Source organism: Pseudomonas sp. IT-P171 (genome assembly GCF_949767765.1).
GTDB classification, from domain to species: domain Bacteria; phylum Pseudomonadota; class Gammaproteobacteria; order Pseudomonadales; family Pseudomonadaceae; genus Aquipseudomonas; species Aquipseudomonas fluorescens_B.
Genome location: NZ_CATKQN010000060.1, coordinates 112,033 through 136,490, shown reverse-complemented (window position 1 = coordinate 136,490; position 24,458 = coordinate 112,033). Strand labels below are relative to the sequence as shown.

24 protein-coding genes are annotated in these 24,458 nt (G+C 60.3%); 13 read left to right on the top strand and 11 right to left on the bottom strand.

Annotated features, from left to right (window positions below):
• Positions 1 to 8 precede the first annotated feature (8 nt).
• Together ACM6I5_RS29695 and ACM6I5_RS29690 are read right to left on the bottom strand one after the other, a co-directional pair.
• Positions 9 to 1,091, bottom strand: a complete 1,083-nt coding sequence (locus tag ACM6I5_RS29695; protein ID WP_414879656.1) for a bifunctional transcriptional activator/DNA repair enzyme AdaA — start codon at positions 1,089 to 1,091, stop codon at positions 9 to 11.
• Positions 1,092 to 1,333: 242 nt separating this feature from the next.
• Complete coding sequence (locus ACM6I5_RS29690; RefSeq protein ID WP_414885225.1) at positions 1,334 to 2,467, bottom strand: aminotransferase class V-fold PLP-dependent enzyme; 1,134 nt, start codon at positions 2,465 to 2,467, stop codon at positions 1,334 to 1,336.
• An 857-nt stretch (positions 2,468 to 3,324) separates the two neighbouring features.
• Between ACM6I5_RS29690 and ACM6I5_RS29685 the strand changes: the two genes are divergently transcribed.
• The 4 genes from ACM6I5_RS29685 (at position 3,325) to ACM6I5_RS29670 (ending at position 6,067) form a co-directional block, all read left to right on the top strand.
• Entirely contained in the window at positions 3,325 to 3,708 is a 384-nt protein-coding gene (locus ACM6I5_RS29685; RefSeq protein WP_414885224.1) for a hypothetical protein, read from the top strand.
• Positions 3,709 to 3,851: 143 nt separating this feature from the next.
• Positions 3,852 to 4,406 carry a GNAT family N-acetyltransferase gene (locus tag ACM6I5_RS29680; protein ID WP_414885223.1) on the top strand — a complete coding sequence of 185 codons (555 nt, stop codon included), beginning with the start codon at positions 3,852 to 3,854 and terminating at the stop codon, positions 4,404 to 4,406.
• 565 nt (positions 4,407 to 4,971) lie between these two features.
• Positions 4,972 to 5,523, top strand: a complete 552-nt coding sequence (locus ACM6I5_RS29675; protein ID WP_017338239.1) for a chalcone isomerase family protein — start codon at positions 4,972 to 4,974, stop codon at positions 5,521 to 5,523.
• Between the two features lie 19 nt (positions 5,524 to 5,542).
• Positions 5,543 to 6,067 carry a DUF3833 domain-containing protein gene (locus ACM6I5_RS29670; protein WP_017338240.1) on the top strand — a complete coding sequence of 175 codons (525 nt, stop codon included), beginning with the start codon at positions 5,543 to 5,545 and terminating at the stop codon, positions 6,065 to 6,067.
• Positions 6,068 to 6,220: 153 nt separating this feature from the next.
• Here ACM6I5_RS29670 and ACM6I5_RS29665 read toward each other — a convergent pair whose 3' ends face one another.
• The 3 genes from ACM6I5_RS29665 to ACM6I5_RS29655 all read right to left on the bottom strand — a co-directional run bounded on the left by ACM6I5_RS29665 (position 6,221) and on the right by ACM6I5_RS29655 (position 8,924).
• Positions 6,221 to 7,051 (bottom strand): type 1 glutamine amidotransferase domain-containing protein, encoded by an 831-nt coding sequence (locus ACM6I5_RS29665; protein WP_414885222.1) that lies wholly within the window; start codon positions 7,049 to 7,051, stop codon positions 6,221 to 6,223.
• Positions 7,052 to 7,285: 234 nt separating this feature from the next.
• Positions 7,286 to 7,645 carry a DUF6124 family protein gene (locus ACM6I5_RS29660; RefSeq protein ID WP_017338242.1) on the bottom strand — a complete coding sequence of 120 codons (360 nt, stop codon included), beginning with the start codon at positions 7,643 to 7,645 and terminating at the stop codon, positions 7,286 to 7,288.
• A gap of 382 nt (positions 7,646 to 8,027) precedes the next feature.
• Positions 8,028 to 8,924, bottom strand: a complete 897-nt coding sequence (locus tag ACM6I5_RS29655; protein WP_017338243.1) for a DMT family transporter — start codon at positions 8,922 to 8,924, stop codon at positions 8,028 to 8,030.
• Between the two features lie 103 nt (positions 8,925 to 9,027).
• Here ACM6I5_RS29655 and ACM6I5_RS29650 point away from each other — a divergent pair, with 103 nt between their 5' ends.
• Both ACM6I5_RS29650 and ACM6I5_RS29645 read left to right on the top strand, forming a co-directional pair.
• Positions 9,028 to 10,359, top strand: coding sequence for a PLP-dependent aminotransferase family protein (locus ACM6I5_RS29650; protein ID WP_414885221.1), 1,332 nt, complete (start codon positions 9,028 to 9,030; stop codon positions 10,357 to 10,359).
• 85 nt (positions 10,360 to 10,444) lie between these two features.
• Complete coding sequence (locus ACM6I5_RS29645; protein ID WP_414878276.1) at positions 10,445 to 11,032, top strand: LysE family translocator; 588 nt, start codon at positions 10,445 to 10,447, stop codon at positions 11,030 to 11,032.
• 211 nt (positions 11,033 to 11,243) lie between these two features.
• Here the strand turns inward: ACM6I5_RS29645 and ACM6I5_RS29640 are convergent, their stop codons facing one another.
• The 4 genes from ACM6I5_RS29640 to ACM6I5_RS29625 form a co-directional block, all read right to left on the bottom strand.
• Positions 11,244 to 12,077: an AraC family transcriptional regulator gene (locus ACM6I5_RS29640; RefSeq protein ID WP_414885220.1), complete on the bottom strand. Its 834-nt coding sequence runs from the start codon at positions 12,075 to 12,077 to the stop codon at positions 11,244 to 11,246.
• A gap of 108 nt (positions 12,078 to 12,185) precedes the next feature.
• Positions 12,186 to 14,666 (bottom strand): TonB-dependent siderophore receptor, encoded by a 2,481-nt coding sequence (locus tag ACM6I5_RS29635; protein WP_414885219.1) that lies wholly within the window; start codon positions 14,664 to 14,666, stop codon positions 12,186 to 12,188.
• Between the two features lie 102 nt (positions 14,667 to 14,768).
• Positions 14,769 to 15,752 (bottom strand): FecR domain-containing protein, encoded by a 984-nt coding sequence (locus ACM6I5_RS29630; RefSeq protein WP_414885218.1) that lies wholly within the window; start codon positions 15,750 to 15,752, stop codon positions 14,769 to 14,771.
• Positions 15,753 to 15,756: 4 nt separating this feature from the next.
• Entirely contained in the window at positions 15,757 to 16,281 is a 525-nt protein-coding gene (locus ACM6I5_RS29625) for a sigma-70 family RNA polymerase sigma factor (RefSeq protein WP_017338249.1), read from the bottom strand.
• A gap of 282 nt (positions 16,282 to 16,563) precedes the next feature.
• Between ACM6I5_RS29625 and ACM6I5_RS29620 the strand changes: the two genes are divergently transcribed.
• A complete protein-coding gene (locus tag ACM6I5_RS29620) occupies positions 16,564 to 16,812 on the top strand; it encodes a hypothetical protein (RefSeq protein ID WP_017338250.1) in 249 nt (82 codons plus the stop codon).
• A gap of 99 nt (positions 16,813 to 16,911) precedes the next feature.
• Here ACM6I5_RS29620 and ACM6I5_RS29615 read toward each other — a convergent pair whose 3' ends face one another.
• Positions 16,912 to 17,835: a LysR family transcriptional regulator gene (locus ACM6I5_RS29615; protein WP_414885217.1), complete on the bottom strand. Its 924-nt coding sequence runs from the start codon at positions 17,833 to 17,835 to the stop codon at positions 16,912 to 16,914.
• 115 nt (positions 17,836 to 17,950) lie between these two features.
• Between ACM6I5_RS29615 and ACM6I5_RS29610 the strand changes: the two genes are divergently transcribed.
• The 5 genes from ACM6I5_RS29610 to ACM6I5_RS29590 all read left to right on the top strand — a co-directional run bounded on the left by ACM6I5_RS29610 (position 17,951) and on the right by ACM6I5_RS29590 (position 22,964).
• On the top strand, positions 17,951 to 18,796 hold the full coding sequence (locus ACM6I5_RS29610; protein ID WP_414885216.1) for an oxidoreductase: 846 nt from the start codon (positions 17,951 to 17,953) through the stop codon (positions 18,794 to 18,796).
• Between the two features lie 297 nt (positions 18,797 to 19,093).
• Complete coding sequence (locus ACM6I5_RS29605) at positions 19,094 to 19,549, top strand: (2Fe-2S)-binding protein (protein WP_010459764.1); 456 nt, start codon at positions 19,094 to 19,096, stop codon at positions 19,547 to 19,549.
• 10 nt (positions 19,550 to 19,559) lie between these two features.
• Positions 19,560 to 21,728: a molybdopterin cofactor-binding domain-containing protein gene (locus ACM6I5_RS29600; protein ID WP_414885215.1), complete on the top strand. Its 2,169-nt coding sequence runs from the start codon at positions 19,560 to 19,562 to the stop codon at positions 21,726 to 21,728.
• A gap of 1 nt (position 21,729) precedes the next feature.
• Positions 21,730 to 22,308: a hypothetical protein gene (locus ACM6I5_RS29595; RefSeq protein WP_414885214.1), complete on the top strand. Its 579-nt coding sequence runs from the start codon at positions 21,730 to 21,732 to the stop codon at positions 22,306 to 22,308.
• A gap of 74 nt (positions 22,309 to 22,382) precedes the next feature.
• Positions 22,383 to 22,964 (top strand): GGDEF domain-containing protein, encoded by a 582-nt coding sequence (locus ACM6I5_RS29590; RefSeq protein ID WP_414878267.1) that lies wholly within the window; start codon positions 22,383 to 22,385, stop codon positions 22,962 to 22,964.
• Between the two features lie 41 nt (positions 22,965 to 23,005).
• Here the strand turns inward: ACM6I5_RS29590 and ACM6I5_RS29585 are convergent, their stop codons facing one another.
• Positions 23,006 to 23,431, bottom strand: a complete 426-nt coding sequence (locus ACM6I5_RS29585; RefSeq protein WP_414885213.1) for a VOC family protein — start codon at positions 23,429 to 23,431, stop codon at positions 23,006 to 23,008.
• Positions 23,432 to 23,545: 114 nt separating this feature from the next.
• Here ACM6I5_RS29585 and ACM6I5_RS29580 point away from each other — a divergent pair, with 114 nt between their 5' ends.
• On the top strand, positions 23,546 to 24,433 hold the full coding sequence (locus ACM6I5_RS29580) for a LysR substrate-binding domain-containing protein (protein WP_414885212.1): 888 nt from the start codon (positions 23,546 to 23,548) through the stop codon (positions 24,431 to 24,433).
• Positions 24,434 to 24,458 lie beyond the last annotated feature (25 nt).

Sequence of the window (24,458 nt, the reverse complement as noted above, 5' to 3'; positions counted from 1 at the left end):
CCGAAGCGTCAGAACGCAAGTTGTCGTGTGACCTGCACCGCCGCGTTTTCCAGCCTGAGCAGAAACGCCTTGCGCGGTTGTCCTCCACCATAGCCCGTCAATGAGCCGTCCGCCCCGATCACCCGGTGGCAGGGCAAGACAATCGAAATCCGGTTGTGCCCGTTGGCCAAACCCACGGCGCGGCTGGCACCGGGCTTGCCCAACAGCGCAGCGATGGTGCCGTAGGTGCTGGTCTGGCCGTAGGGGATTTTCGCCAGTTCGGCCCAGACCTGCCGGGAGAACTCGGAGCCAGGCAAGTGCAGCGGCACCTTGAATTCGGTCAGTTTGCCGGCGAAATACTGGGCCAGCTCTGTTTCGATCTGCTGCAAGTGTGCGTTGTGTCCCGGCGCCACGGCATAACCATGACGGTTCTGCAGGGCTTCGACTTCCCGGGTCAGCGCCGGTCGGTCAAGAAACTCCAGCAACACCAGCCCGCGCCGTTCGGCCATGGCGATCATCGGCCCCAGCGGCGTGGTCAGGCGCGTGAACAGCAAAGGCTCGCTATTGGCCGCACGACCGGGGGTGATGTGGAAGGATTTTTGAAAGGCGTCGCGAAAGCCGCTCAGGGATTCGTAACCGGAATCGAACGCCGCGCTGTCGATGGAATCGCCCTGCCTGATCCCGCCCAGCGCCATGCCCAGGCGTCGGGTGCGCAGCCAGGCGTGAAAGGTCATGCCGAAATGTTGTTTGAACCAGCGCCGCAGCTTCAGCGGCTCGATGCCCTCGGCCTGCAACTGGGCATCGCTCCAGCGCAGCTCGGGATCGGCGTCCACCGACTGGAGCAGCTTCTGCACCCAGTCCGGAGCAATGGCGGCCGCGTCCAGCGGTTTGCAACGCAGGCAGGCGCGATAGCCGGCGGACAGGCAGTCATCGGCATGGGCGAAGAACTCGACGTTCTCCGGTTTCGGTTTGCGCGCCGTGCAGCTGGGGCGGCAGAAGATGCCGGTGGTTTTGACCGCAGTAAAAAACACCCCCTCGTAGGTGGTGTCTCGTTCGAGCATGGCGCGAACCATCTCGGCGTGGGGCGGAAGCATCGCGTTTTGTAGGTTCATGGGGTGAGCATAGGGCGCGAGGCCTCAGGCCTCCACCGGAAAATCGACAGGAAATTTTTGATGCTTGTCATCACAGGTTAACCCCCCTGCAGGAGCGAGCTTGCTCGCGATGGTCTTAAGGATAATGCGTGTTTTCTGGCTACACGCGGCGCTCCTGAATTCATCGCGAGCAAGCTCGCTCCCAGGCAGGATACCTTCCTGGCATTCACACGTTCGGCATGTGCTGCGGGCAAAATGAGGGCTTAGTTAGCCATCACCTCGTCCAGCGCCTGCTCGAGGGTACTGACCGTGCGCTCGATATTGTGCAGCTTTTCGAGTCCGAAAAGACCGATGCGGAAGGTCTGGAAGTCGGCCGGCTCATCGCATTGCAACGGCACTCCGGCGGCGATCTGCAGGCCGTGATTGGCAAATTTCTTACCGCTCTTGATGTCGGCATCATCGGTGTAGCTCACCACTACGCCAGGGGCCTGAAAGCCGGCTGCCGCCACGCTCTTGATGCCTTTGCCGGTCAACATTGCGCGCACCCGATCACCCAGAGCCTGTTGTTCACCGCGGACCTTGTCGAAACCGTAGGCTTGCGTCTCTTTCATCACTTCGTTAAATCGCGCCAGGGCATCGCTGGGCATGGTCGCATGGTAGGCATGTCCGCCCTGTTCGTAGGCCTGCATGATCTGCAGCCACTTTTTCAGGTCGCAGGCGAAGCTGCTGCTCTGCGTCTGTTCGATGCGCTCGAGGGCCAGGGAACTGAACATCACCAGGGCGCAGCAAGGGGAGGCGCTCCAGCCTTTCTGCGGTGCGCTGATCAGCAGGTCGACTGCGCACTTGTGCATATCAACCCAAAGCGTGCCTGAGGCGATGCAGTCCAGCACGAACAGGCCACCCACCGCATGCACGGCGTCGCCGACGGCCCGCAGGTACTCGTCGGGCAGGATAATCCCTGATGAGGTTTCAACGTGGGGGGCGAAGACAATCTGCGGCTTCTGCGCCTGAATGGCTGCCAGCACTTCGTCCAGAGGGGGTGGGGCGTAGGCCGCCTGGCGACCCGTGTCGACCGGTCGGGCTTTCAGCACCGTGGTGGCCGCCGGGATGTGGCCCATCTCAAGGATCTGGCTCCAGCGATAACTGAACCAGCCGTTGCGTATCACCAGGCATTGCTGGTCGGTGGCAAACTGTCGCGCCACCGCTTCCATGCCGAATGTGCCGCTGCCCGGGACCACCGCAACCGCCTGGGCGTTGTAGACCTGTTTCAGGGTCTTGGAAATGTTCTTCATCACGCCTTGAAATGACTGCGACATGTGGTTGAGCGAGCGGTCGGTGTAGACCACCGAGTACTCGATCAGCCCTTCGGGATCGATACTGGGATAGAGCTTTGACATGGGGTGACTCCTTGGCAGAGATCTCAGTGGTATCGACCCTGCCCTAAGCCTTGGCAAATGACAAGATTGCTTGGGGTTGAATGGCGACTTCGGTTGAGCGGCTGGCATTGATCAGACCGACTGCTGGACGTAACGATGCTCGCAGGTGGCTGCTGAGTTGTGGGAGGGTGGGTCTGATAGGTTCCTTCCTCCTTATGTTCGGTCGATGACGACTTGTTACGAAGGGCAGCAATCGGCCAAAAGCGGCCCGTGGACAGGCTAATGGCGAAACAGTAATTTGTGCGACAAGGCTGGCGAGAAATGGTCGGCAGCGGATCATTCAATCGGGCGCCCACGTATGCCCACTTCGCTAACCTTTAGGTGCCGCTATGGACTCGTATCGCAAGCTGGTTTCAGCAATAGAGGCGTTTGATCGCTGGGAGCAGCCTTGGGAGTTTTATGAGTCTGTATCATCTGCACCATCACTCGACGCAAATGACCTCGAAAAACTGCGACGCGCTTGGGGTACAGCAATAGAGAGAGGAGGCTGGCTTGCGAGCAAGGACTTTGCCGATGGCTGCTCACTTGCAGATGCTCGTCTTGCGTCTGGATTTCCATGGCTTTCGAACAAGGCCCGACGGCAGCTTGTCAACGGGGCTTCCTACCAATGGCTGTAGCGCTAACAGCTTCGTCGAGGGCTGGATCAACGTTGGCGCATCTTGTTCAACAGCCCATTAACCGAATGAATACCTAGGGTCGGTTTCAGCCGGTCGTGGAAGGCAGAGATCGGCCAGAAGCAGCCTGAACATGAAAGACCTGTACGTACTCGTAAAGCTTGAACACAATCTGTCTATCTTAAATCTGGACCCCGGCGCCGTATGGACAACTATCCATTCACACTCGAGCAGCTAGCATCGCGCACCGGCACCCATCCTATGGATAAGCAGGTGAGAAACTGGCTGGTCAGCCTCCCACGGGCTGAGAGGGTCGATTTTTTAAAACGTTTATGGCCCATGAACTACAAGTACACCCTTGTACTGGTCCAAGCGGCGCAGTTGTCCTGGCAAGAAAACGAACACCTACTCAGGCACTGGCTTCGTTTAGGCCAACACAATGCAGCTGAGAGTCTCATCCAGCGGATGGAGCCGACCCTTGGGGAAAAGAGGTTTTGGCAGATAGCATCTGAAGAAAAGCTTTCAGCGGCTATGCGGGATTTTATGAACTACCACAGCCATGGACGCTTGGATTCGCATTTCGGTTAGGAGTAAGTATAGGGCCGCTTTGGGTCGTTTTCTGCCTCTCGCGACGGGCAGAATTCGGCCAAGTGTAGACACTCGACAAAGGCGCGATTGCTTTAGGAAAGTATTGGCAAAACCTGCAACGACTCTTACCAAGGACTTATGCTATGGATTGCCCCCCAAAGCTATACACCAGCCGTCTTATCCTCACGCCACTGCAAATGACTGATGCAGCCGCGATACAACAGCTGTTTCCCCAATGGGAAGTGGTCCGCTACCTTGACAGCCGTGTGCCATGGCCGTACCCGCAGGATGGTGCGCTGGTTTACGTTCGCGTTGTCGCTCTTCCCGCCATGGCTAGAGGGCAAGAGTGGCACTGGATGATTCGCACGCGCGCGCAACCTGAGCGCAGCATCGGGAGCATCAGCCTGTATGACCAGCCAGGTAACCATAGGGGGTTCTGGCTCGCGCCTCTGTGGCAAGGCAACGGCTATATGCGCGAAGCTTGCGAGGTCGTCAACGCGTACTGGTTCGCGACATTATTACGTCCGGTCATGCAGGTGCCCAAGGCTGTCGCCAACCACGCTTCGCGCAAGGTATCCCAACATGAAGGCATGCGGATGATCGGGACGCGGAACGGGCATTTTGTCTCGGGGCCCATGCAGGTCGAAGTCTGGGAGATCACACGTAGCGAGTGGCTCGGCGCGCGCGCTGAAACTTGACCCGAAATTTGTTCCGGTCCGAGTGACAGGCTGCTATCGGGTCGATTTCAGCCGATTGCCAATGGCCAAAAACGGCCCATTGCAGAGGTCAACAAATCACCGCCGAGCGTCTATGGCGTGCCGCCGTAGGAAGTTTATTTCTTGAGCTCAGAGCGGACATTCACCGTCAAAGTAAAGCGTGAGTGGTCACTGCTTTTTATTGTACGAGCCGGATAAGTCTGTATATGTTTCGTGCAAAATAGGCCTGAAAAACCAACTGACGATGGCAACTTCAGCACATATTGCTGACCTCCAGATCACCAGACGACGCTGCCGGCACATTAACGCGTGCCGAAGCCAACCCCTGGCACCACACATTGGTGAAATCTTTTCGTCAAAGTGTGCCTGGCACTCGCCTCATTTTTTCGGCGCAGATGGCGTTCGAATGCGTGGAAATCGAGTCATTTGACCGGGGCGGAGGTGTCCGTTTTTTGTCGGCACAGTCGAGTTTGAGACATTAGCTGTACAAAATCAGTATTTGGTATAACTTTTAAAGGCGCCTATTGAGTCATATCGAGGGCTTTGCATGGCTAGTCAGACGGTTCGCTTAATCCGCCACGCTATCTGTTTTGTTCTGATGCTCCAGAGCGCTGAGCTATTGGCTGATTGGCGCGAGGCTATTCCCAATGCTCGTCGGCTGGGTTACGGGGAGATGCGCGTATTCGGGTTTTCCATTTACAGCGCGCAGTTCTGGAGTTCACGCCTCATTGCCGGTGAAACGCCGGCTGCGGATGTGCCTTTTGCGCTGGAGCTGACCTACAGTCGCGCTATTAGTCGCGATGATCTGGTTGAGGCCAGCATCAAGGAAATCCGTCGCCTGTCGCCCAACACTCAGAATTCAGAGCTGATGGCCCGTTGGGAGTCGGAGATGTTTCAGGCGTTTGTCGATGTGCGTGCCGGTGACCGCATCACCGGCGTTTATATGCCTGGAGAGGGCGCACGTTTTTACGTCGGTGAGAACCTTCGGCATGTCGTGAGAGATGTTGCGTTCGCCAAAGCCTTTTTTGCGATATGGCTTGACCCCCGAACCCGCAACCCGGAGCTGCGCGCCCAATTGCTGGGTGCCGCTAAACCCTGAGACCGTTGAGGAAATGCACATGTTGAAGATAGGGTTACTGCTGCTTTGCATTGGCCTTGCAAGTTGCAGCCGGGTGGATGTGCAAACCTACAGCCAGGAGACGCCCACGCTTGAGTTGCGGGAATTTTTCGAGGGCCGGGTTGAAGCCTGGGGTATGTTTCAAAAGCGTTCCGGCGTAGTCGCCAAGCGCTTCCACGTGGAGATCATTGGCCACTCCGAAGGTGACAGGCTGATACTCGACGAATCATTTACGTACAGCGACGGTACCAAGCAAAAACGAGTGTGGACGTTAACCCCGGTTGGCTCCAGTCAATGGCGCGGAACCGCTGGCGACGTGGTGGGCGAGGCGCTTGGTGAGGTGGCAGGCAATACACTGCGCTGGAAATATGTGCTGAGCCTACCGGTGGATGGCAAGGTGTATCAGGTTCAGTTAGACGACTGGATGTACCTTATGGACAAGAACACGATGATCAATCGCTCGTTCATGACCAAGTTCGGGGTGGAAGTGGGCCAGATCACCTTGTTCTTTCGCAAGCAACCTTGATTCAACACCGGGTCGATTCCGCTCGCGAAGTTGGCGGGCGTCGTCTCCCGACACATAAGCTTGCAGCGTGTCGGGATAGACGGTGGTGCTGGAGCCAAAGCAGATCGGCCCCCAGCACCTACGGCCCGGCTTGCCCGGAACGGCCGCTTGGGATTACTTCAGTTTCGCCAGCATGGCCACGGCGACTGCCTTGGCCGACTGTGGGTTCTGGCCGGAAATGACTTCGCGGTCTTCGATCACGTTCTCGCTCCATGGCTTGGCTTCGGAGAAGTTAGCGCCGGCTGCCGTCAGGCCATCCTGCGGGAACAGTTTCATATGGCCGCCGCCGAGGAAACCTTTGGCCTGTTCCTCTTCCGCGTCGGTGAAGGCGGTGACTTTGTAGCCCTTGTAAATCCAATTGGCTGGCGCTGCCGGATGTTTGCCCGATTCCAGCGCGGAGACAAAACCGTGCGCGTCCGGGATCGCCGACAACATGGCGATGGTGCCATGGCAGGTGAAGCCGGTGATCTTGCCTTTTTCATGGAAGTTGGTCAGCAGTTGGCCCAGTTGCTTGTCTTTCAGCAGGTCCTGCATCGGGATATGGCCGCCAGGCACGAATACGGCATCGAACTTGTCGTAGCCGATTTTCTGAACCTGCGCGAAGCTGATTGCCGGCGAGCCGCTCTTGGAGGTCAGCTTCAGCGTGGCCAGCAGCGCGAGACTTTCCTGGCGGGCCTTTTCATCGCCGCCCCAGAAGCTCACATCATTGGATTTCTGGTCCGCGGTGGGCGCCTTGCCGCTAGGGGTGGCAAATACGACGGTTTGACCCGCCTCGATGAAGGTCTGCACCGGCTGCATCAATTCGTTCAGGAAAAAACCTGTTTGCATGACTTTGCCGTCTTTCAGGTCCAGTTGAGCCTGATCCGACAGTACAACCAATACCGTGCCGGCGTTGGCATAGTTAGCGGCAGTGGCTAACAGGGCGGCAATGATGGTTTTTTTCACGCGATTCTCCAGTAGGGATGGTTTGATGGGGCCATCTTATTACTAGAGCTGAAAGGGATAGAGCCCCTGAATTGAATTTCACTTATTACATTGAGTAATTAATTGTCGGCGTTTTTCTTGAGCGAAAGACCCTGCGCAACATCGAGTCGATGTGGCTGGTCGGGTGTTTGATGCTTTGCCACAGGTGCCGTGCGGCTTGACCCGCAGGCACCGTACATTCATGGGAGGCCGTGGCTATTCGATCGGGTCGAGTTGATCCAGCGCCCGGTTGACCGCCAGCTCGCCGAGCATGATGACTTGTGCAATGCCCAACAGGGTGTTGCGACTCGGCCCGTCCATGTGGTCCGCCAGGTCCATGGTCATGACGTTGGCCGAGGCCAGCGACTCACACGCATGGGCCAGCAGGGTTTCGGTATCGAGTTCAGGGTTGACGGTGAACATCTTTGTGATGGTGCGCGGGGTGCCTTTGAGGTCGGCAGCCGACGGGAAATGAAAGTCGAGGGCTCGTTCGGCGGCGTCGTTGAGTTTTTTTGAATCGGGTTCGTACGGGGAAACCGGATCGGTGTCTGGCGGGTTGGGCGTTACTTTGAACATAGGTACAACTCCTTGTGCAGCAACAAACCAGGAGCCATCACCTTCGCTACCAAACGAAGGTGGTGGCCATACGCAGGTTGGTAGACCGGGCACAAGGAAACCGGCGCGCCCGAAGGCGCCCTGTGCATGACCACCATAAAGTCGAGACAAAAAACGCCCCGAATGGTGATGCAATACACCTTGTATAACCCGGGCTACCAAACCCGATCGCTGTTCTTTTCAGCGACCGGAAAACGATAAATCCCAGGTCCAAGGTGCACAAGCCGGCGGATTCTGGCGTACCCGTAGGCAACGGCGCAAGGTCATGTAGCTTTCAGGAAGTAAATCTGATCGCACTTAAACAAGTCGGTTAAACAGCCAGAATCGAACGAAAACAGACCGGTTACTTCGCAAACTTCTTCGCGCCTGCCACACAGAGAATCACCGCCACCGTGACCGCCAGCATGCCAATGCTGACGTGCTCGTGCAGCAACGTCGCCGCCAGCGCCAAGCCAAAAAATGGCTGCAGCAGTTGCAGTTGCCCCACGGCCGCAATCCCGCCCTGCGCCAGCCCGCGATACCAGAACACAAAACCGATCAACATGCTGAACAGCGACACATAACCCAGGCTGAACCACGCCGGCGCACTGATCCCCGAGAACGAAACGGGCTTGAGCCACAAGGTCAACAACGCCATCACCGGCAGTGACAACACCAGCGCCCAGGAAATCACCTGCCAGCCGCCGAGTGTCCGGGACAGCTTTGCCCCTTCGGCATAACCGAGGCCGCAGGCCAGGATCGCCGCCAGCATCAGAAGGTCGCCTTCCGGCGAGGCGGTCAGGCCTTGGGACACGGCAAATCCCACCACCAGCACACTGCCTAGCACCGAGAAAAACCAGAACACCGGGCGAGGCCGCTCGCCACCGCGCACCACGCCAAACACGGCGGTCGCGAGCGGCAACAACCCCACGAAGACGATCGAGTGCGCCGAGGTCACGTATTGCAGGGCCAGCGCCGTCAGCAGTGGAAACCCGACCACCACGCCCATGGCCACGATGACCAGCGGCAGCAACTGGCTGCGCGCCGGACGTTTTTCCTTGAACAGCCACAGCAGGCACAGCGCAAGCACGCCGGCGATGGTGGCCCGGGCAACGGTCAGGAACACCGGATCGAACTCCAGCACCGCGACCCGCGTGGCGGGCAGCGAGCCGCTGAAGATCACCACGCCGATCAGCCCGTTGAGCCAGCCGCTGGTGAAGTTTTCCCGAGGCTGGGTGTTCAGATTCGATACGCGTTCCATTGAGGTCACACTCGACAGAGGGTTAAGACGGCGGGTTGCCTTGAGCGCATCGTATGGCCGACTATTAAGACAATCAAAAAATTGTCATGGATACATCCCCCCTATGCCTCGCTTGCGCTACAAGTCGTTGGTCGACACCTTTGCCGCGGACATCCGTTCAGGACATTTGCCGCCCGGTACGCGCCTGCCCACCCATCGGCATCTCGCCGCTGAGCATGGATTGGCGCTCGTCACGGCCAGCCGCGTGTACGCGGAGCTTGAGGCGATGGGCCTGGTCAGCGGCGAAACGGGACGAGGCACGTTCGTCAGGGAGACGTCGCTCCCGCACGGTCAGGGCGTCAGCCAGCACGTGGTGGCCGTGGGCATGGCCGACCTCAACTTCAACTACCCGTCATTGCCCGGTCAGGCCGATCTGTTGCGCACGGCCCTGCGCCAGCTCGCGTTATCCGGCGACCTCGAATCCCATCTGCGCTATCAGCCCCATGCCGGGCGCCTGCATGAGCGGGCATCGATTGCGAACCATCTGGGCTCACGTGGATTGAGCGTCCAGGCGGAACAGGTGTTGATCGTCAGCGGTGCTCAACACGGATTGGCGGTGACGATGATGGCGTTGCTCAAACCCGGTGATGTGATCGCCGCGGATGCGTTGACCTACACCGGTTTCAAGGTGCTGGCCGAATCGCTGCACCTGGAAATCGTGCCCATTCCGGCCACGGAAACCGGGCCTGATCTGGAGGCGTTGCAAGCGCTTTGCCGGCGCCGCTCGGTGCGGGCTGTCTACACCATGCCGACGCTGCACAATCCGCTGGGCTGGGTGATGGATATGCAATGGCGCACGCAGTTCGTGTCGATTGCGCGTCAGCATGACCTGTTGATCATCGAAGACGCCGCCTACGCCTTTCTGGTCGAAGACGCCCCGGCACCGTTAGCCGACTTGGCGCCGGAACGGACCGTCTACGTTTCCGGGTTCTCCAAGAATGTCGCCACGGGGCTGCGCGTCGGCTTCATCGCTGCGCCGGTCGAGAAGGTGCCTGCTCTGGAGCGTGCAATCCGGGCCACGACCTGGAACACCCCCGGCGTGATGACCGCGATTGCCTGCGCCTGGATTGACGATGGGACCGTGAGCCAACTGGAAGCGCAAAAGCGCGCGGACGCCCAGGCCCGGCAAGCCATGGCCGCCGAGCTGCTCAAAGGGCTGCGCTGCATGACTCATCCATTTTCGTACTTTCTGTGGCTACCGTTGGCGGAGGACGCCAGAGCGGACCAGATCGCGGTGGAATTGATGCACGAGCAAGTCGCCGTCTCCACCGCCGAGCCGTTTGCGACCTCGGTCCATGTGCCGCATGCGATCCGGCTGGCGCTGGGGTCGGTGGACATGGATTCGCTGCGACAGGCGTTGATCAAAGTGAAGCGGGTGGTCGGCGCGTATGCGTGACGCGGGTGGGCAGTTTTCTTCAATACGGGCGCCGGGCTGCTCTTTACCTTGAGGCCTGGTTCAACTGAATTGAAGAAGGTACGCAATGAGTCTGATTATTTCGATGGCGGCGTTTGCGCTGGTGGCGTCGATCACGCCGGGGCCGGTGAACATTGTGGCGTTGAGTTCCGGCGCGCAGTTCGGTTTTCGCGCCAGCCAGCGGCACGTGGCGGGGGCGACGCTGGGTTTTGTGTTGCTGCTGGTGCTGATGGGGCTGGGGTTGCATGAGGTGTTGCAGCTGTGGCCGGCGCTGACGCGGGTGGTGCAACTGGCCGGGGTGGCGTTTCTGTTGTTCATGGCGTGGAAGCTGGCGGCGGATAACGGTCAACTCGATGCCAAGGATTCGGCGCGGGCGCCGTCGATGCTGTACGGCGCGGTGATGCAGTGGCTCAACCCGAAAGCGTGGCTGGCCTGCGTTGCGGGCATGGGGGCGTTTGTCGCCGACGGCGAGGCACGATTGGTCTGGCAGTTTGCGGCGGTGTATCTGGTGATCTGCTACCTGTCGGTCGGCTGCTGGGCGTACGCCGGGACTTTTTTGCGCGGTTACTTGAATAACCCGGCAGGGATGCGGTTGTTCAATCGGAGCATGGCGGCGTTGCTGGCGATGAGTGCGATCTACTTGTTATTGCCTTAGTAGCCCGCTGACGAACTTTTGTGGTGATGGGTTTTTTGTGGTGAGGGGATTTATCCCCGTTCGGCGGCGAAGCCGTCGCAAAACCTGAATGCGAGGTCTTCCAGAAAGGATGCCGGGGCCGCTTCGCAGCCCAACGGGGATAAATCCCCTCGCCACAGATGTTCCCTCTTACCACAGGGGGGCTCGTCACAGATCAGTGGGCGTGCCGATCTCAGCCGCGATACTGCCCCGGCGTCGCCGCCAAATGCTGTTTGAACGCCCGCTGAAAATGCGCCTGATCGGCGAACCCCGCTTCCAGCGCGACGTCGGCGATCAGATGGCCGCTGCGCAGTCGGTCCTGGGCGAACTGAATGCGCCGGTTGACCAGAAAAGCGTGGGGCGTCATGCCGTAATGCTGTTTGAAGGCGCGGATCAGGTACGACGGCGACAGTTGCGCGGCTTCGCAAATGTCTTCGAGCTTGAGCAGTTGCGTGCAGTGGTCACGGATGTAATCCGCCGCCCGCTCCAGTTTGAAATTGGGTTCGCGCAGCGGTTGATCGCCGGGGTTGAGCTGTTGCTGCACGTCGGTAAAAAACTCGACCGCGGCGCTGTGTTTGCTCAGTACATCTTGCTCCGTGTCGACCAACACCTCATACAACGCCTTCAGGCCGGTAAACAGGCTGGCGTCACCCGTATGGGTGGTGGAAAACCGCCGAAACGCCAGGTCGCTGCTGAACCCCAGCTGATGCTGCAAGTCGGTCAGCCAAGGCGTATCGACATACAACATCAGATACGACCACGGCTGGTCGTCGATCGGGTTGCAGGCGTGGACATCGCCGGGATTCATCAGCACTACCGTGCCGGCGCTGACCTCACACTCCGATTGTTCATGGACATAGGTGCTGCGCCCGGCGGTAATCGCACCGATGGAAAAGTGCTCGTGAGCATGCCGGGTGTAGCAGACCTCACGGCCGTCGGCGATGGAGCGGGCTTCGATGAAGGGCAGGGCGTCGTCGCGCCAGAAGCGCGGGGCCTTGTCAGCGTCTTTGGCAGCGGTGGGCTTCATCGTCAGTGTCCTTGGCAGGTCAGCGTCTGAGTGTATTAGCTCTTGCCGTCAAAGGCTCGTTGCAGCGCCGTGATGTCGAGTTTTTTCATCTGCACCCTCGCGGCCCGGTCAGAAATCCCAGCGGGTGGTCAGTTGCAGGCTGCGCGGTTCGCCATAGAACCCGGTGCCGAAGTTGCCGAGCCCGGTGTAGTAGGTCTTGTCGAACAGGTTCTTCACATTCAGCGTCGTGCTCAAGTGATCGTTGAAGCGGTAGCGCGCCATGACGTCCACCAGGGCGTAGCTGTGCTGGGTGAGCGTCGATGACTGGCCGAAGTTGACCGTGTCGTCGGGGTTGGGCTGGAACACATTGCCGAAGAATTCGCTCTGCCAGTTCACACCGCCACCGACGGTGAGTTTTTCCAGTGCGCCCGACAGGCGATACGTGCTGAATACCCGAACGACCTGCTGCGGCGCGGTGGTTTGCAGGATCGAACCGTAGACGTAATCGCCCCTGGCATCGCGGGTGTGGTTGTAGCTGTAGCCGGCTGACAGGTTCCAGCCATCCATCACTTCGCCCGCCAGTTCGACCTCAAAGCCTTTGGTGGTCGCCCCTTGCACTGCACGGTACACCGACTCGCTATCGACGCCACTGACGTACTCGGCCAGGTTGTCCTGCTCGATACGGAACACGGCAAAACTGGCGTTCAAGCGGCCGCCAACGTATTCGGCCTTGATCCCCGCTTCGTAGCTGTCGCCTTGCACCGGGTCGAGTATTTTGCGCTGGGCATCCTTGCTCATCTGCGGCTGATAGATGCTGGTGTAGCTGGTGTACACCGAGTACGTGTCATCGAGGTCGTAGACCAGTCCGGCGTACGGTGTGACCACGCCGGTCTGGTGGTAACGGTCGTGCAGGCCCGGGGAGTTCGGGTCGCTGTAGTCCAGGTCATCGTTGGCCTTGAACTGACTTACGCGGGTGCCGAAGATGACCGCCAGATCGTCGCTGGGCTTGAGTCGCGTGGCGAGGTAGGCGCCGGTCTGGCGCTGGACAATGTCGTTGTCGCCCACCTTGGCAATGTCCGGTTTCGGGAACTCGCCATGCCAGTCGTAGATGCTGCCGTCGACGGGCGGGTAGATCGAGCCGTGTACCGGGATGTCCTGGCGGGTGTTCATCGACATGAAGCCGGCGATCAGCGCGTGCTCGCGACCGAACAGGCGGAACGGGCCGGTGAAGTTGACGTCGAGGTTGTCTTGTACCTGATCGCCCTTGAACTGGCCCATGTACATGAACATGCCGTTGCCGCTGACCGGGTCCGGATGGCCGCCGCTGGCCGAGGCGAGGAAGGTGTCGTGCTGGCGGTGCTTGCGGTCGTAGCTGACTTTGAGCGTCCAGTCGTTGGCCAGTTGCTGCTCCACCGAGGCGAAGATTGTCTGGTTGGTGAAGTCGCGCCGGCTCCAGTCGGTGGCCGGGTTGAACGAACGGGAAAAACGCGTGCGCGAACCGTCGCTGTTGTACATCGGGAAACCGGTCCAACTGGCGCCACGGGAGCGGGTGTTCTGCTGGTCGATGCCGAAGGTCACGAGGGTGCTCGGCGTCAGGTCTGCCTCGAGGATGCCGTAGGTGATATCGCGGGTGTTGCGGTAGTTGTCCAGGTAGGCGCTGCGATCTTGATACACACCGACGAATCGCCCGCGCACGTTGCCGCTCTCGGTCAGCGGGCCAGCAATATCACCGGTACTGCGAATGTTGTCCCAGGAACCGACGGCGCCGGTGATCGAGGCCTTGAACGCTTGGGTGGGACGCTTGCGGATCAGGTTGACGGTGGCCGAGGGATCGCCCGAGCCGGTCATCAGGCCGGTGGCACCCTTGATGATTTCGACGCGGTCGAAGGTCGCCATGTCGGTGCTGGTGGTGCCGTAATCGTAGACGCCGTCGTAGTCGGTGTTGACGCCGTCGTACTGGAAGTTGGTGATCGGCAGGCCACGGCTGGAAAACTCCCAGCGTTCGCTGTCGTAGTTCTGCACGCTGATGCCGGGCACGCGACGCAAGGCATCGGCGATGCTGGTGGAGCCCTGATCGTCCAGTTGCTGACGGGTAATGACCGTCACCGACTGCGGCGTTTCCCGCAAGGACAGTGGCAGGCCGGTGGCCGAAGAGGCCGATCCGGTGGTGTAGGAATGGGTGTCTTCGGTAATGGCGCCCAGTGCCTGGCCGGAAATGTTGGTGGCGTCCAGTTCCAGCGAACCCTCTGGGGCAGCTTTGAGCACATAACCGCGGTCGCCCTGAGGCTGAGCCTGCAAGCCGCTGCCCTGTAGCAACTGCTGCAAACCCTGCTGCTCGGTGAACTCGCCAACAAGGCCTGGACTGCGCTTGTCACTGGCCAGATCGTTATGACCGGCGAGGAAAATCCCCGCTTGTTCAGCGAAGCTGTTCAGTACGCTCACCAGCGAACCGGCAGCGATTGTGTAGTAACGCTTGTGGCTGCCTGACTGTTCACTGGCGGCGGATGTTTCGGCCTGAGTGTGCGTCGAAACAAGGCTGAGCAACGCGACCGGAAGGGCCAGGGCCAACGGTCGCAAGGCTGAGCGAGTGCGAATGAAGGCGTCGCGCAAAGGGGTGTTCCCTGGAATCAAATCGAACGGCAATTGAAAGGCTTCACAGGGTTAACCGAACGAGAAGCGCAAAAGGGAACTGCGGCGCCAAAAGTTTCTGGCTCACACCTTCGGACCGACGCTGACCCACCACGCCAGGGTTTTCTCCACGCGTATCGGTAAGGCTGCTTCCAGCAGGTGCAGGGCCTGATCGGTGTCCTTGAGCGGGAACGAACCCATGACCGGCAACCCGGCGATGGCAGGGTCGCAGGCCAGATGCCCATGACGGTAGCGGCTCAACTCTTCGATCAACTGGCCCAGCGGCAGGTTATCCGCCAGCAACACACCGCGACGCCAGGCTTCGCGCCCGGCCGCAGCCTCGGAGGAGGGCGGGAGGTGGCTTTGCGTGAACGCCAATTGGCGTCCGGCCTCAACCACGTGCACCTGGCCCTCAGTGGTTCGGACTTCGACCGCGCCTTCGTAGACGTTGAGCAATGTCTGTTGCTCTTCCTGACGCACACTGAAACGCGTGCCGAGTGCGCGCATCCGGCCCTGGGCGGTTTGCACCAGAAACGGTCGGCGGCTGTCCTTGGCGGTGTCGATCAACACTTCCCCGGCACTCAACAGCAGCAGGCGTTGCGTGGTGTCGAAACGCACATTCAAGGCGCTCAAGGCGTTGAGCCAGACCCGGCTGCCGTCGCTGAGCAGGCTTTCGCGGGTTTCGCCGGTGCCGGTTGAAAGGTCGGCCGTCCAGCGTCCCAAGGCATCCGGCAGCGAAGTGTCGCGCCAGGCGTTCCAGCCCAACAGCCCGCCCGAGGCGAGGATGAGCAGGCTCTTGACCGTTTGCCGACGCGTGATCGGCGAGCGCGCGGTGTTGCGCAGCACCAGGCCGGCAGCCTGCGGCTGATCGTCCTGCAACGCGGCGAAGCGCTGGCCGACACGCTCGACATACCGCCAGGCCGCCTGATGGTCGCCACTTTGCGCCAGCCAGGCTTGCCAGCGCTGACGCTCGTGTTCGCCGACCTGCTGGTCGTTGAGTTGCACATACCATTGCGCCGCCTGTTCGAGGCTGGCATGGCTGATGGAGTTGGAGGCGGCAGAGGGCATGCGCTTACTCGATCAACAGGCCGTCAAGCTCGGCTTCGAGCATCGCGCAATGCATCAGCGCTTGCGCCAGGTACTTTTTCACCATGCGCTCGCACACGCCGATTTCTTCGGCGATGGCGCGGTAGGGCAGGCCGTGCAACTGGGCGAGGATGAACGCGTCGCGCACCCGCGTGGGCAGGCGCATCAGCATGGCGTCCACTTCGTACAGGGTTTCGACGATGATCGCCCGTTGCTCCGGCGACGGTTGAACGGCTTGCGGGCGCGAGGCCAGCGTCTCCAGCCACGCCTGTTCGAGTTGCCGACGGCGCCAGTGATCGATGCACAAGCCCCGGGCGATGGTGGCCAGGTAGGAACGTTCGCGGGTTTCGCAGTCGAACACTTGCGGGCGCTTGAGCACCCGGATGAAGGTGTCATGGGCTAGGTCGGCGGCATCGAACGCGTTGCTCAAGCGACGGCGCAGCAACTCATGCAACCAGCGGTGATGAGTGACGTAGAGGTTCTGAATGCTGGAAGAGTCGGCGACCATCATCGTGAGCACGTGTCCATGGGCGACGGGCGCCTTCGGTGCGAATAAGAATTGGTCGCGATTAAAGCAAAAGGACGGGTTGCGCGCAAATGATATTGGTTCGCTTTTGTGGTGGGGCAGTCTGCATGCAGTCACTATGACATCAACTGGAGTCACATTGACTATTTTCTGATTGGGTCAATTTGACTTCAAAGGTCTTATATCATTGATTTTTAAACATAAAAAACCTGGCACGAAACCTGAAACAACAAACGTACAACTGGTTTGATTCAGGAGTACGAAAAAATGTTCGCTTACTTCAGCAATCCTCGGAACGTCCTGCATCTGTCGAGCAAAGTCCTGGGCGCGGGCCTGGCGCTGCTGCTCGCGGGGATCTACGGCGCCTATCTTTACGCCGGGCATTTGCCGATTGCGCTACTGGTTTCGATGCATGCCATGACCATCATCGGTCCGACCCTGATCAAGATCGGCTACGTCATGCGCCTGTTGGCCCAGCATCGGTTGGGCACTCGTCAGGTCAGGGTGGTGGCTTGATGCGCCAGCTCGCCGCTGCACCGGTTTTCAACCTTGGCTTTCCTTGATTGCGCTGCAAATGCCATTGCTGGCAGGGCTGGGTCGCGACCTGGTGGCCGCCTAAGCCGAGCGTTCAAGCCCTCCCTGTTCGGCGATCCAGCGTGTTGCCAGATCGATAAAGGCGCGCAGCTTCGGCTGAGTCTGGGTGCGGCTGGGAAAGTACAGGTATAGCGCCGAACTGAGCGGCACGAACGGCTCCAGCACCCGTTCCAGTCGACCGTTCGCCAACTCGTCGGCGATCTCCAGATCGCAGGCGTAGGCCAGGCCCGAACCGCTGCGAGCCGCCGCCACCAGCAGCCGTCGGTCATTGACGATCACGCCACCCTCGACGCCCACCGTAAAGTCGCGCCCCTCGCGGCGAAACTCCCAGCGGTGCGCACTGCCCGAGGTCGAGAAGCGAAAGCCGATGCATTGATGGCGGGTCAGGTCTTCAGGACTCGCCGGTGTACCCGCCTTGACAAAATAGTCCGGAGCGCCTACCACCGACCATTGCAGATCGGGGGTGAGGCGCACCGCGATCATGTCTTTTTCGATGGACTCACCCAGCCGAATCCCGGCATCGAAGCCGCCGGCCATGAGGTCCACCGTGGCGTCGTCGAGGGAAATGTCGAGGGTCACTTGCGGATACGCCTCGCGAAACAGCGGAATCAACGGTTCCATCAACAATGCCCCGGACAACCGTGGAGCCGTGATGCGCAGCGTGCCCATCGGCTGATCACGAAACCCGCTGAGCACTGACAGCGCTTCGTCGATCTCGCTGGCCGCAGGGCGCAAGCGGGCAAACAGACTGGCGCCAGCCTCGGTCAACGCCACACGGCGCGTGGTGCGTTGGAACAGCAACACGCCGGTGCGGCGCTCGAGCAATTTGATCGCATGGCTGACAGCCGTGGGTGTTACCGCCAGGCGGGTGGCGGCCAGGGTGAAGCTCTTGTGCTCGGCCACCGCCAGAAACTCGGTCAAGCCATCGAACGGATCGTGGTTCATTGTGGGTGCCATTATGAAAGAGCGTTTCATAGTGCTTGTAACACAAGGGCATTTTTCCGGGCAATCTTCCTGCGTACCTTGTGCCTACCCCCACTGCACACAAGGAAACACGCTCATGACCACTTCCCACTCCTTCAAACGTATCTGGCTCATCACTGGCGCTTCCCGTGGCATCGGCGCAAAAATCGCTGCCGCCGCGCTGGCCAACGGTGACGCCGTGGTTGCCACCGCACGTGACGCCAGCAGCATCACGCAGCGCTTTGGCGAACAACCCGGTTTGCTCGCCGCCAGCCTGGATGTGACCGACGAAGCACAAGGCGTTGCGGTCGCCCAGGCGGCCATTGACCACTTCGGGCGCATCGACGTGCTGGTCAACAACGCCGGTTTCGGTTTGCTCGGCGCGGTGGAAGAAGCCAGCGCTGATGAAGTACGGCGTGTGTACGAAACCAACGTTTTCGGTCTGCTGAACGTGACCCGCGCCGTCCTGCCACACATGCGCGCCGCTCGCAGCGGGCACGTGATCAACCTGTCGTCGGTGGGTGGTTACAGATCGGGGCCGGGCTTTGGCGTCTACTGCTCGACCAAGTTTGCCGTCGAAGGCTTGAGCGAGGCCTTGCACGCTGAGCTGGCACCGCTGGGCGTCAAGGTGACCGTTGTCGAGCCCGGGTACTTCCGCACCGAATTCCTCGAAGGCAATTCGCTGGTCGAGTCGCCGTCCTCGATTGTCGACTACGACAGCACCGCAGGCGAAGTGCGCAAGATCGCCAAGGCCGTGACCCTGAACCAGCCAGGTGATCCGGACAAACTCGCCCAGGTCATGATCACCCTGGTGGAAGCGCAACATGCGCCGTTGCGCTTGCCACTGGGCAGTGACTGCGTCGCAGCGATTGAAGCGAAAAACAGCTTTGTTGCCGATGAGTTGCAGGTTTGGCGTGAGGTGTCGGTGTCTACCGATTACTGATCAGCACTTTGGTAGCTGAGGCGCTTTTTGTGGCGAGGGAGCTTGCTCCCGCTGGGTTGCGAAGCGACCCCGAGTGTTCCTCCAGGCCTACCCGACATGCAGGTTTTGCGACGGCTTCGCCGCCGAGCGGGAGCAAGCTCCCTCGCCACAGGGTTGATACAAGGGCCGCCGATTTCAGGCGGCTTTTGTGTGACCGGTGGTCGATGAACCGGTCTCGCCCGGCATTTTGCGCTTAGATGAAAGGATCACGCCGACCGATCACAATAATGGCGTCACCGTGAGTCTGAGGAAATCACCATGCTGACCTTGAACATCAATGGCAAGGATCAGGAGCTGGACGTCCCCGCGGACATGCCGTTGCTCTGGGTCCTGCGTGACGTCGCGCACCTGACCGGCACCAAGTTCGGTTGCGGCATGGCCCAGTGCGGCGCCTGTACCGTGCACGTCGACGGCGCGCCACTGCGTTCCTGCATCACGCCCGCCACGGCCGTGGCCCACGGGCAAAAAATTCTCACCATCGAAGGCCTTTCCACTGATGGTTCGCACCCGGTGCAACAAGCCTGGGCCGAACTCGACGTGGTCCAGTGCGGTTATTGCCAGTCCGGGCAGATCATGTCGGCGGCGGCGTTGCTGGCGAAGATCCCCAAACCCACCGACAGCGATATCGACCAGGCGCTCTCCGGCAACATCTGCCGTTGCGGCACTTACCCAAGGATTCGTGCCGCGGTCAAACGCGCCGCCGAGATCGGTTGAGGGACTAGCCATGAACAGCATCAATCCGTTATCGCGTCGGGGCTTCCTAAAGGGCAGCGCGTTGTTGGGCGGTGGACTGGTGGTCGCGTTCGTCATCCCTGGCGCGCACCGTTTTGCCATGGGCGCCGAGAATCAGGGCAACGTCTTCGCGCCCAATGCATTTTTACGCATCGGTAACGACAACAGCGTCACCGTGCTGCTCGGCCACTCGGAAATGGGCCAGGGCATCTGGACCGGCCTGACCATGCTGATCGCCGAAGAACTCGACGCCGACTGGTCGAAAATCCGCGTCGAGCACTCTCCCGCATCGGCCGCCGATTATGGCCTGGCCGGGTTTGGCGGGATGCAGATCACCGGCGGTTCAACTTCGACCTGGATGGAGTTCGACCGCTATCGTCAGGCCGGCGCGGCGGCGCGGTTGATGCTGGTCGAGGCTGCGGCCAAGCGCTTCAATGTCGCGCCGTCGAGCATTCGTACCGAGTCGGGCGTGGTCATTGCGGGCGACCAGCGCGCCACGTACGGCGAACTGGCCGATGACGCGGGCCAGTTGCCGGTGCCGGCCCCCGCGTCGATAACCTTCAAGGAGGCCAAGGACTGGAAGGTCATCGGCAAACCCACCAAGCGTCTCGACACACCCGAGAAAATCACCGGCCGTGCCAAATTCGGCATGGACGTGCAGTTCGATGGTCTGATGACCGCCATGGTCGCGCGTCCGCCGGTATTGGGTGGCCACGTCAAATCCTTTGAGGGCGCCGAAGCGCTGGCGATACCGGGCGTGCATAAAGTGGTGCAAGTGCCGAGTGGCGTCGCGGTGATTGCCGACCATTATTGGGCGGCGAAGCTGGGGCGTGATGCACTCAAGGTCGATTGGGACTTGGGGCCGAACGCCGGGCTCGACAGTCAGAACCTGCTGGAGAGCTTCCGCAAACTGGCGGCCACGCCGGGGGCTCCGGCGAGCAAGGCGGGGGATGCCGAGGGCGCGTTATCCAAAGCGGCAAAAGCCATCGACGTCGAGTACAGCGTGCCGTACCTGGCTCATGCGCCGATGGAGCCGCTCAACTGCACGGTCAAAATCACCCAGGACAAGTGCGAGATCTGGACCGGCACGCAGTTTCAGACGCTGGATCAGATGATCGCCGGCAAAATCACCGGGCTCAAACCGGAACAGGTCGAGATTCATACCGAGTTTCTGGGCGGCGGTTTCGGCCGTCGGGCCAACCCGACGTCAGACTTTGTCGCGGAGGCCGTGGAGGTCGCGAAGGCAGCCGGCGGACCGGTGAAAACCGTGTGGTCGCGCGAAGACGACATTCGCGGCGGCTACTACCGCTCGGCATTCCTGCACCAGGCGCGCATCGGGCTGGATGCCGGCGGCATGCCGATGGCGTGGAAGCACGTGATGGTCGGGCAGTCGATCATGGCCGGGACCATGCTGGAGGCGACCATGGTCAAGGACGGCATCGACAAGACGTCGGTCGAAGGCGTTGCCGACAGTCCTTACCTTGCCGGGCTCGCCAATCATCAGGTAGACCTGCATTCGCCGAAAACCGGCATCACCGTGTTGTGGCTGCGTTCGGTCGGGCACACCCACACCGGGTTCGTGATGGAGTCGCTGATCGACGAGCTGGCCGAGGCGGCTGGCAAGGATCCGGTGGAGTACCGACGAACCTTGCTCAAGGCGCATCCGCGGCATCTGGGGGTGTTGAATCTGGCGGTCGAGAAAGCCAACTGGACAGCGCCGCTGCCGGACGGTCATGCATTGGGTGTTGCGGTGCATGAGTCTTTCGGCAGCTACGTCGCACAGGTCGCCGAGGTGTCCCAGGACAATCTGGCGATCCGCGTGCACCGGGTGGTGTGTGCGGTGGACTGCGGGATTGCGGTCAACCCGCTGAGCATCGCGGCGCAAATGGAATCGGCCATCACCTTCGGCCTGGGATTTACCTTGCACAGCAAGCTGACCTTCAAGAACGGCGAGGTGCAACAGTCCAATTATCACGACTATCAGGTGTTGCGGCTCAATGAAATGCCAGTGGTTGAAGTGCACATCGTGCCCAGCACCGACAAACCCGGTGGCATCGGCGAGGCGGGTGTACCGCCGACGGCGCCGGCGGTGGCCAACGCCGTGTTCGCCCTGACCGGGCAACGGTTGCGGGAATTGCCCTTGCAACTGTCGGGGGTGTGAAATGAAACGACATCTTGTGCTTGGCGCGGTGGTGCTGGTGGGCCTTGCGATCTATGCCTCGGACCTGTTTGCTGACGACAAGGAAGCCGTGAAGGCTTTCGATACGGTGCAAAAAGTCTTCCAGAGCCCGCGTTGCCAGAACTGCCATATCCCCGGTGATTCGCCGTTGCAGTTCGACGCCGGCATTCCCCATGCGATGAACGTGGTCCGGGGCATGGACGGCAAGGGCGCGGCGGGTTTGCCCTGCGCTACCTGCCACGCCGACAGCAACCCGCCCGCCAGTTACGGCCCGAACGCACCGCCGGGTGCGCCGCACTGGAGCCTGCCGCCCGCGGCGCACAAAATGGCCTGGATCGGGCTGCCGGCCGACAAGTTGTGCGCGATGATCAAGGATCGCGGCAGCAACGGTGATCGGGATTTCGCGGCGCTGATCAAGCATGTCAGCGACGACAAACTGGTGTTGTGGGGCTGGAATCCGGGTGAGGGAAGGGCGCCGGTGCCGGTGCCGCACGACATTTTCGTGACTCAATTCAAGCGCTGGGCCGAGGCTGGCGGGCCTTGTCCGGTGATCGATGGTTGACCGGCGGTCTGGTACCCGGGAGTCAAAGCGGGTTGGGACGACTCTAAAGTACATATCCGCCACTGGAGCAAGTCATGCTGATCCCAGGCAAACCGGTCAAACATGGCGCTAGCGCTGATCCTTCGCTTTCGCCGCAACAGGCACGCGAAGTACTGCGTCACAGGGCACGTCAGGCCGAGCAGGAAGTGATAGGCGTGACCATGGCGAGCATGGATGAGCTGACGCTGCTCTCTAATCGCCATGGCTTCACTTCACTGGCCCAATTGGGGCTGGAAACCTGTCAGCGCCTTGAGATTCCGGCCACCTTGCTGTTTTTCGACCTCGATGACTTCAAACGCATCAACTATCTGTACGGTCGTGCCGAGGGTGACGATGCGCTGAAAACCTTCGCTGACGTACTGCGTATCGCCTTTCGCGAAAGCGACGTGATCGGTCGGCTCGGCGATGATGAGTTTGTTGCGTTGCTGACGGGTTCCAGTGCTGTGGAGCTGACCGCGATCAAGGCGCGGCTCGAAGAAATCCTCGACGAACGCAATGCCACGATGCGTCGTGGCTATGACATTCGTTTCAGCATTGGGCAGGTTGAATATGACGCCTGTCTTCACCCCTCGATTGATGAAATGCTGGTTGAGGCTGAGAGGGCGTTGCATCGGTAGGCCGGCAATTCAGCGATGAGGCCCTCAAAATCACCCTTGTTTCACTTGGCAAACAATTGCCCGATATCCTTGAACGCCTTGAACTCCAGCGCATTGCCACAGGGATCAAACAGAAACATTGTCGCCTGCTCGCCCACCAGCCCCTGAAACCGAATCCCCGGCTCAATCACAAATCGGGTTTCACGCGCTTTCAACCGTTCGGCAAGACCCTCCCATTCGTCCATCCCCAACACCACGCCAAAATGCGGCACCGGCACATCGTGCCCGTCCACAGCGTTGGTGTGCGCCGCTTCCTGAGAGGCGTTTTTCGGCGCCAGGTGAATCACCAGCTGGTGGCCGAAGAAGTTGAAGTCGACCCAATGGTCGCTGGAGCGGCCTTCCTCCAGGCCGAAGACGTCACGGTAAAAAGTCCGGGCGGCCGCAAGGTCATAGACGGGGATGGCCAGGTGAAAAGGGGAGAGTTGCATCGCGGTGCCTCGTAGATTGGCGGTGGTTGAAGGGCAGTTTAGCGCTGTGCTTTTCGATTGAAAGACGATAGTTTTTGCGTCGAGCTCAAATAATTTCGATCAATCGAGACTGCCATGCTGCGTGAACTGAAGACCTTTATCGCCGTGACGCGTTATGGAACGTTTGCTGCGGCCGGCATGCACATCGGCCTGACGCAGTCGGCCGTCAGCGCACAGATGCGCAACCTTGAGCAGGCGCTGGGCATTCGGTTGTTTGACCGCACCGGGCGGCAGGCGATTCTCAATGCGGCGGGGCAACGGGCATTGCCGATGGCCAGGGAAATGCTGGAAACCTTCAGCCGGATGGCGGTCAGCGACGATGTCAGCGAGTATCGCGGCGAGTTGAAGATCGGCGCCGTGGCCACGGCCCAGACCGGGTTGCTGCCCCAGGCGTTGTTGCGCCTGCGCCAGCAAGCACCGTTGCTTGAGCCGAAACTGGTACCCGGCGTGTCGCTGAACCTGTTGAGCCAGGTCGACACCGGCGAAGTGGATCTGGCCATTCTGATCAAACCGCCGTTTGACTTACCCAAGGAGTTGTCGGCCCAGGTTCTCCGCAGGGAACCGTTTGTGCTGATCGTGCCGCGGGCGCTTGAGGGTGACGACCCGTTGCAGATCCTCGCGAGCCATCCCCATGTGCGTTACGACCGCAATTCATTCGGTGGCCGCCTGGTGACGCGGTTTCTGCGTGAGCAGCAGATGGACGTGCAAGTGGCCCTGGAACTGGATGAACTGGAAGCCATCGTCAAAATGGTTGAATGCGGATTGGGCGTGTCCCTGCTTCCCGAAGCCGGGTTGTGGCTGGAGTATGGCGCGAAGGTCAGGATTATCCGGTTGGGCGAGCTGACCTTCTACCGCGAGATCGTCCTGTTGCAGCGTTACAGCCAGCGCATGCAACCGATCCAGCAGCTGTTCGCGAAGTGTCTGGACCCCTTCAAGTCTGAACATACAAGCGGGCTTGCATGAACCCTGAAATCGCAGGCACAAAAAA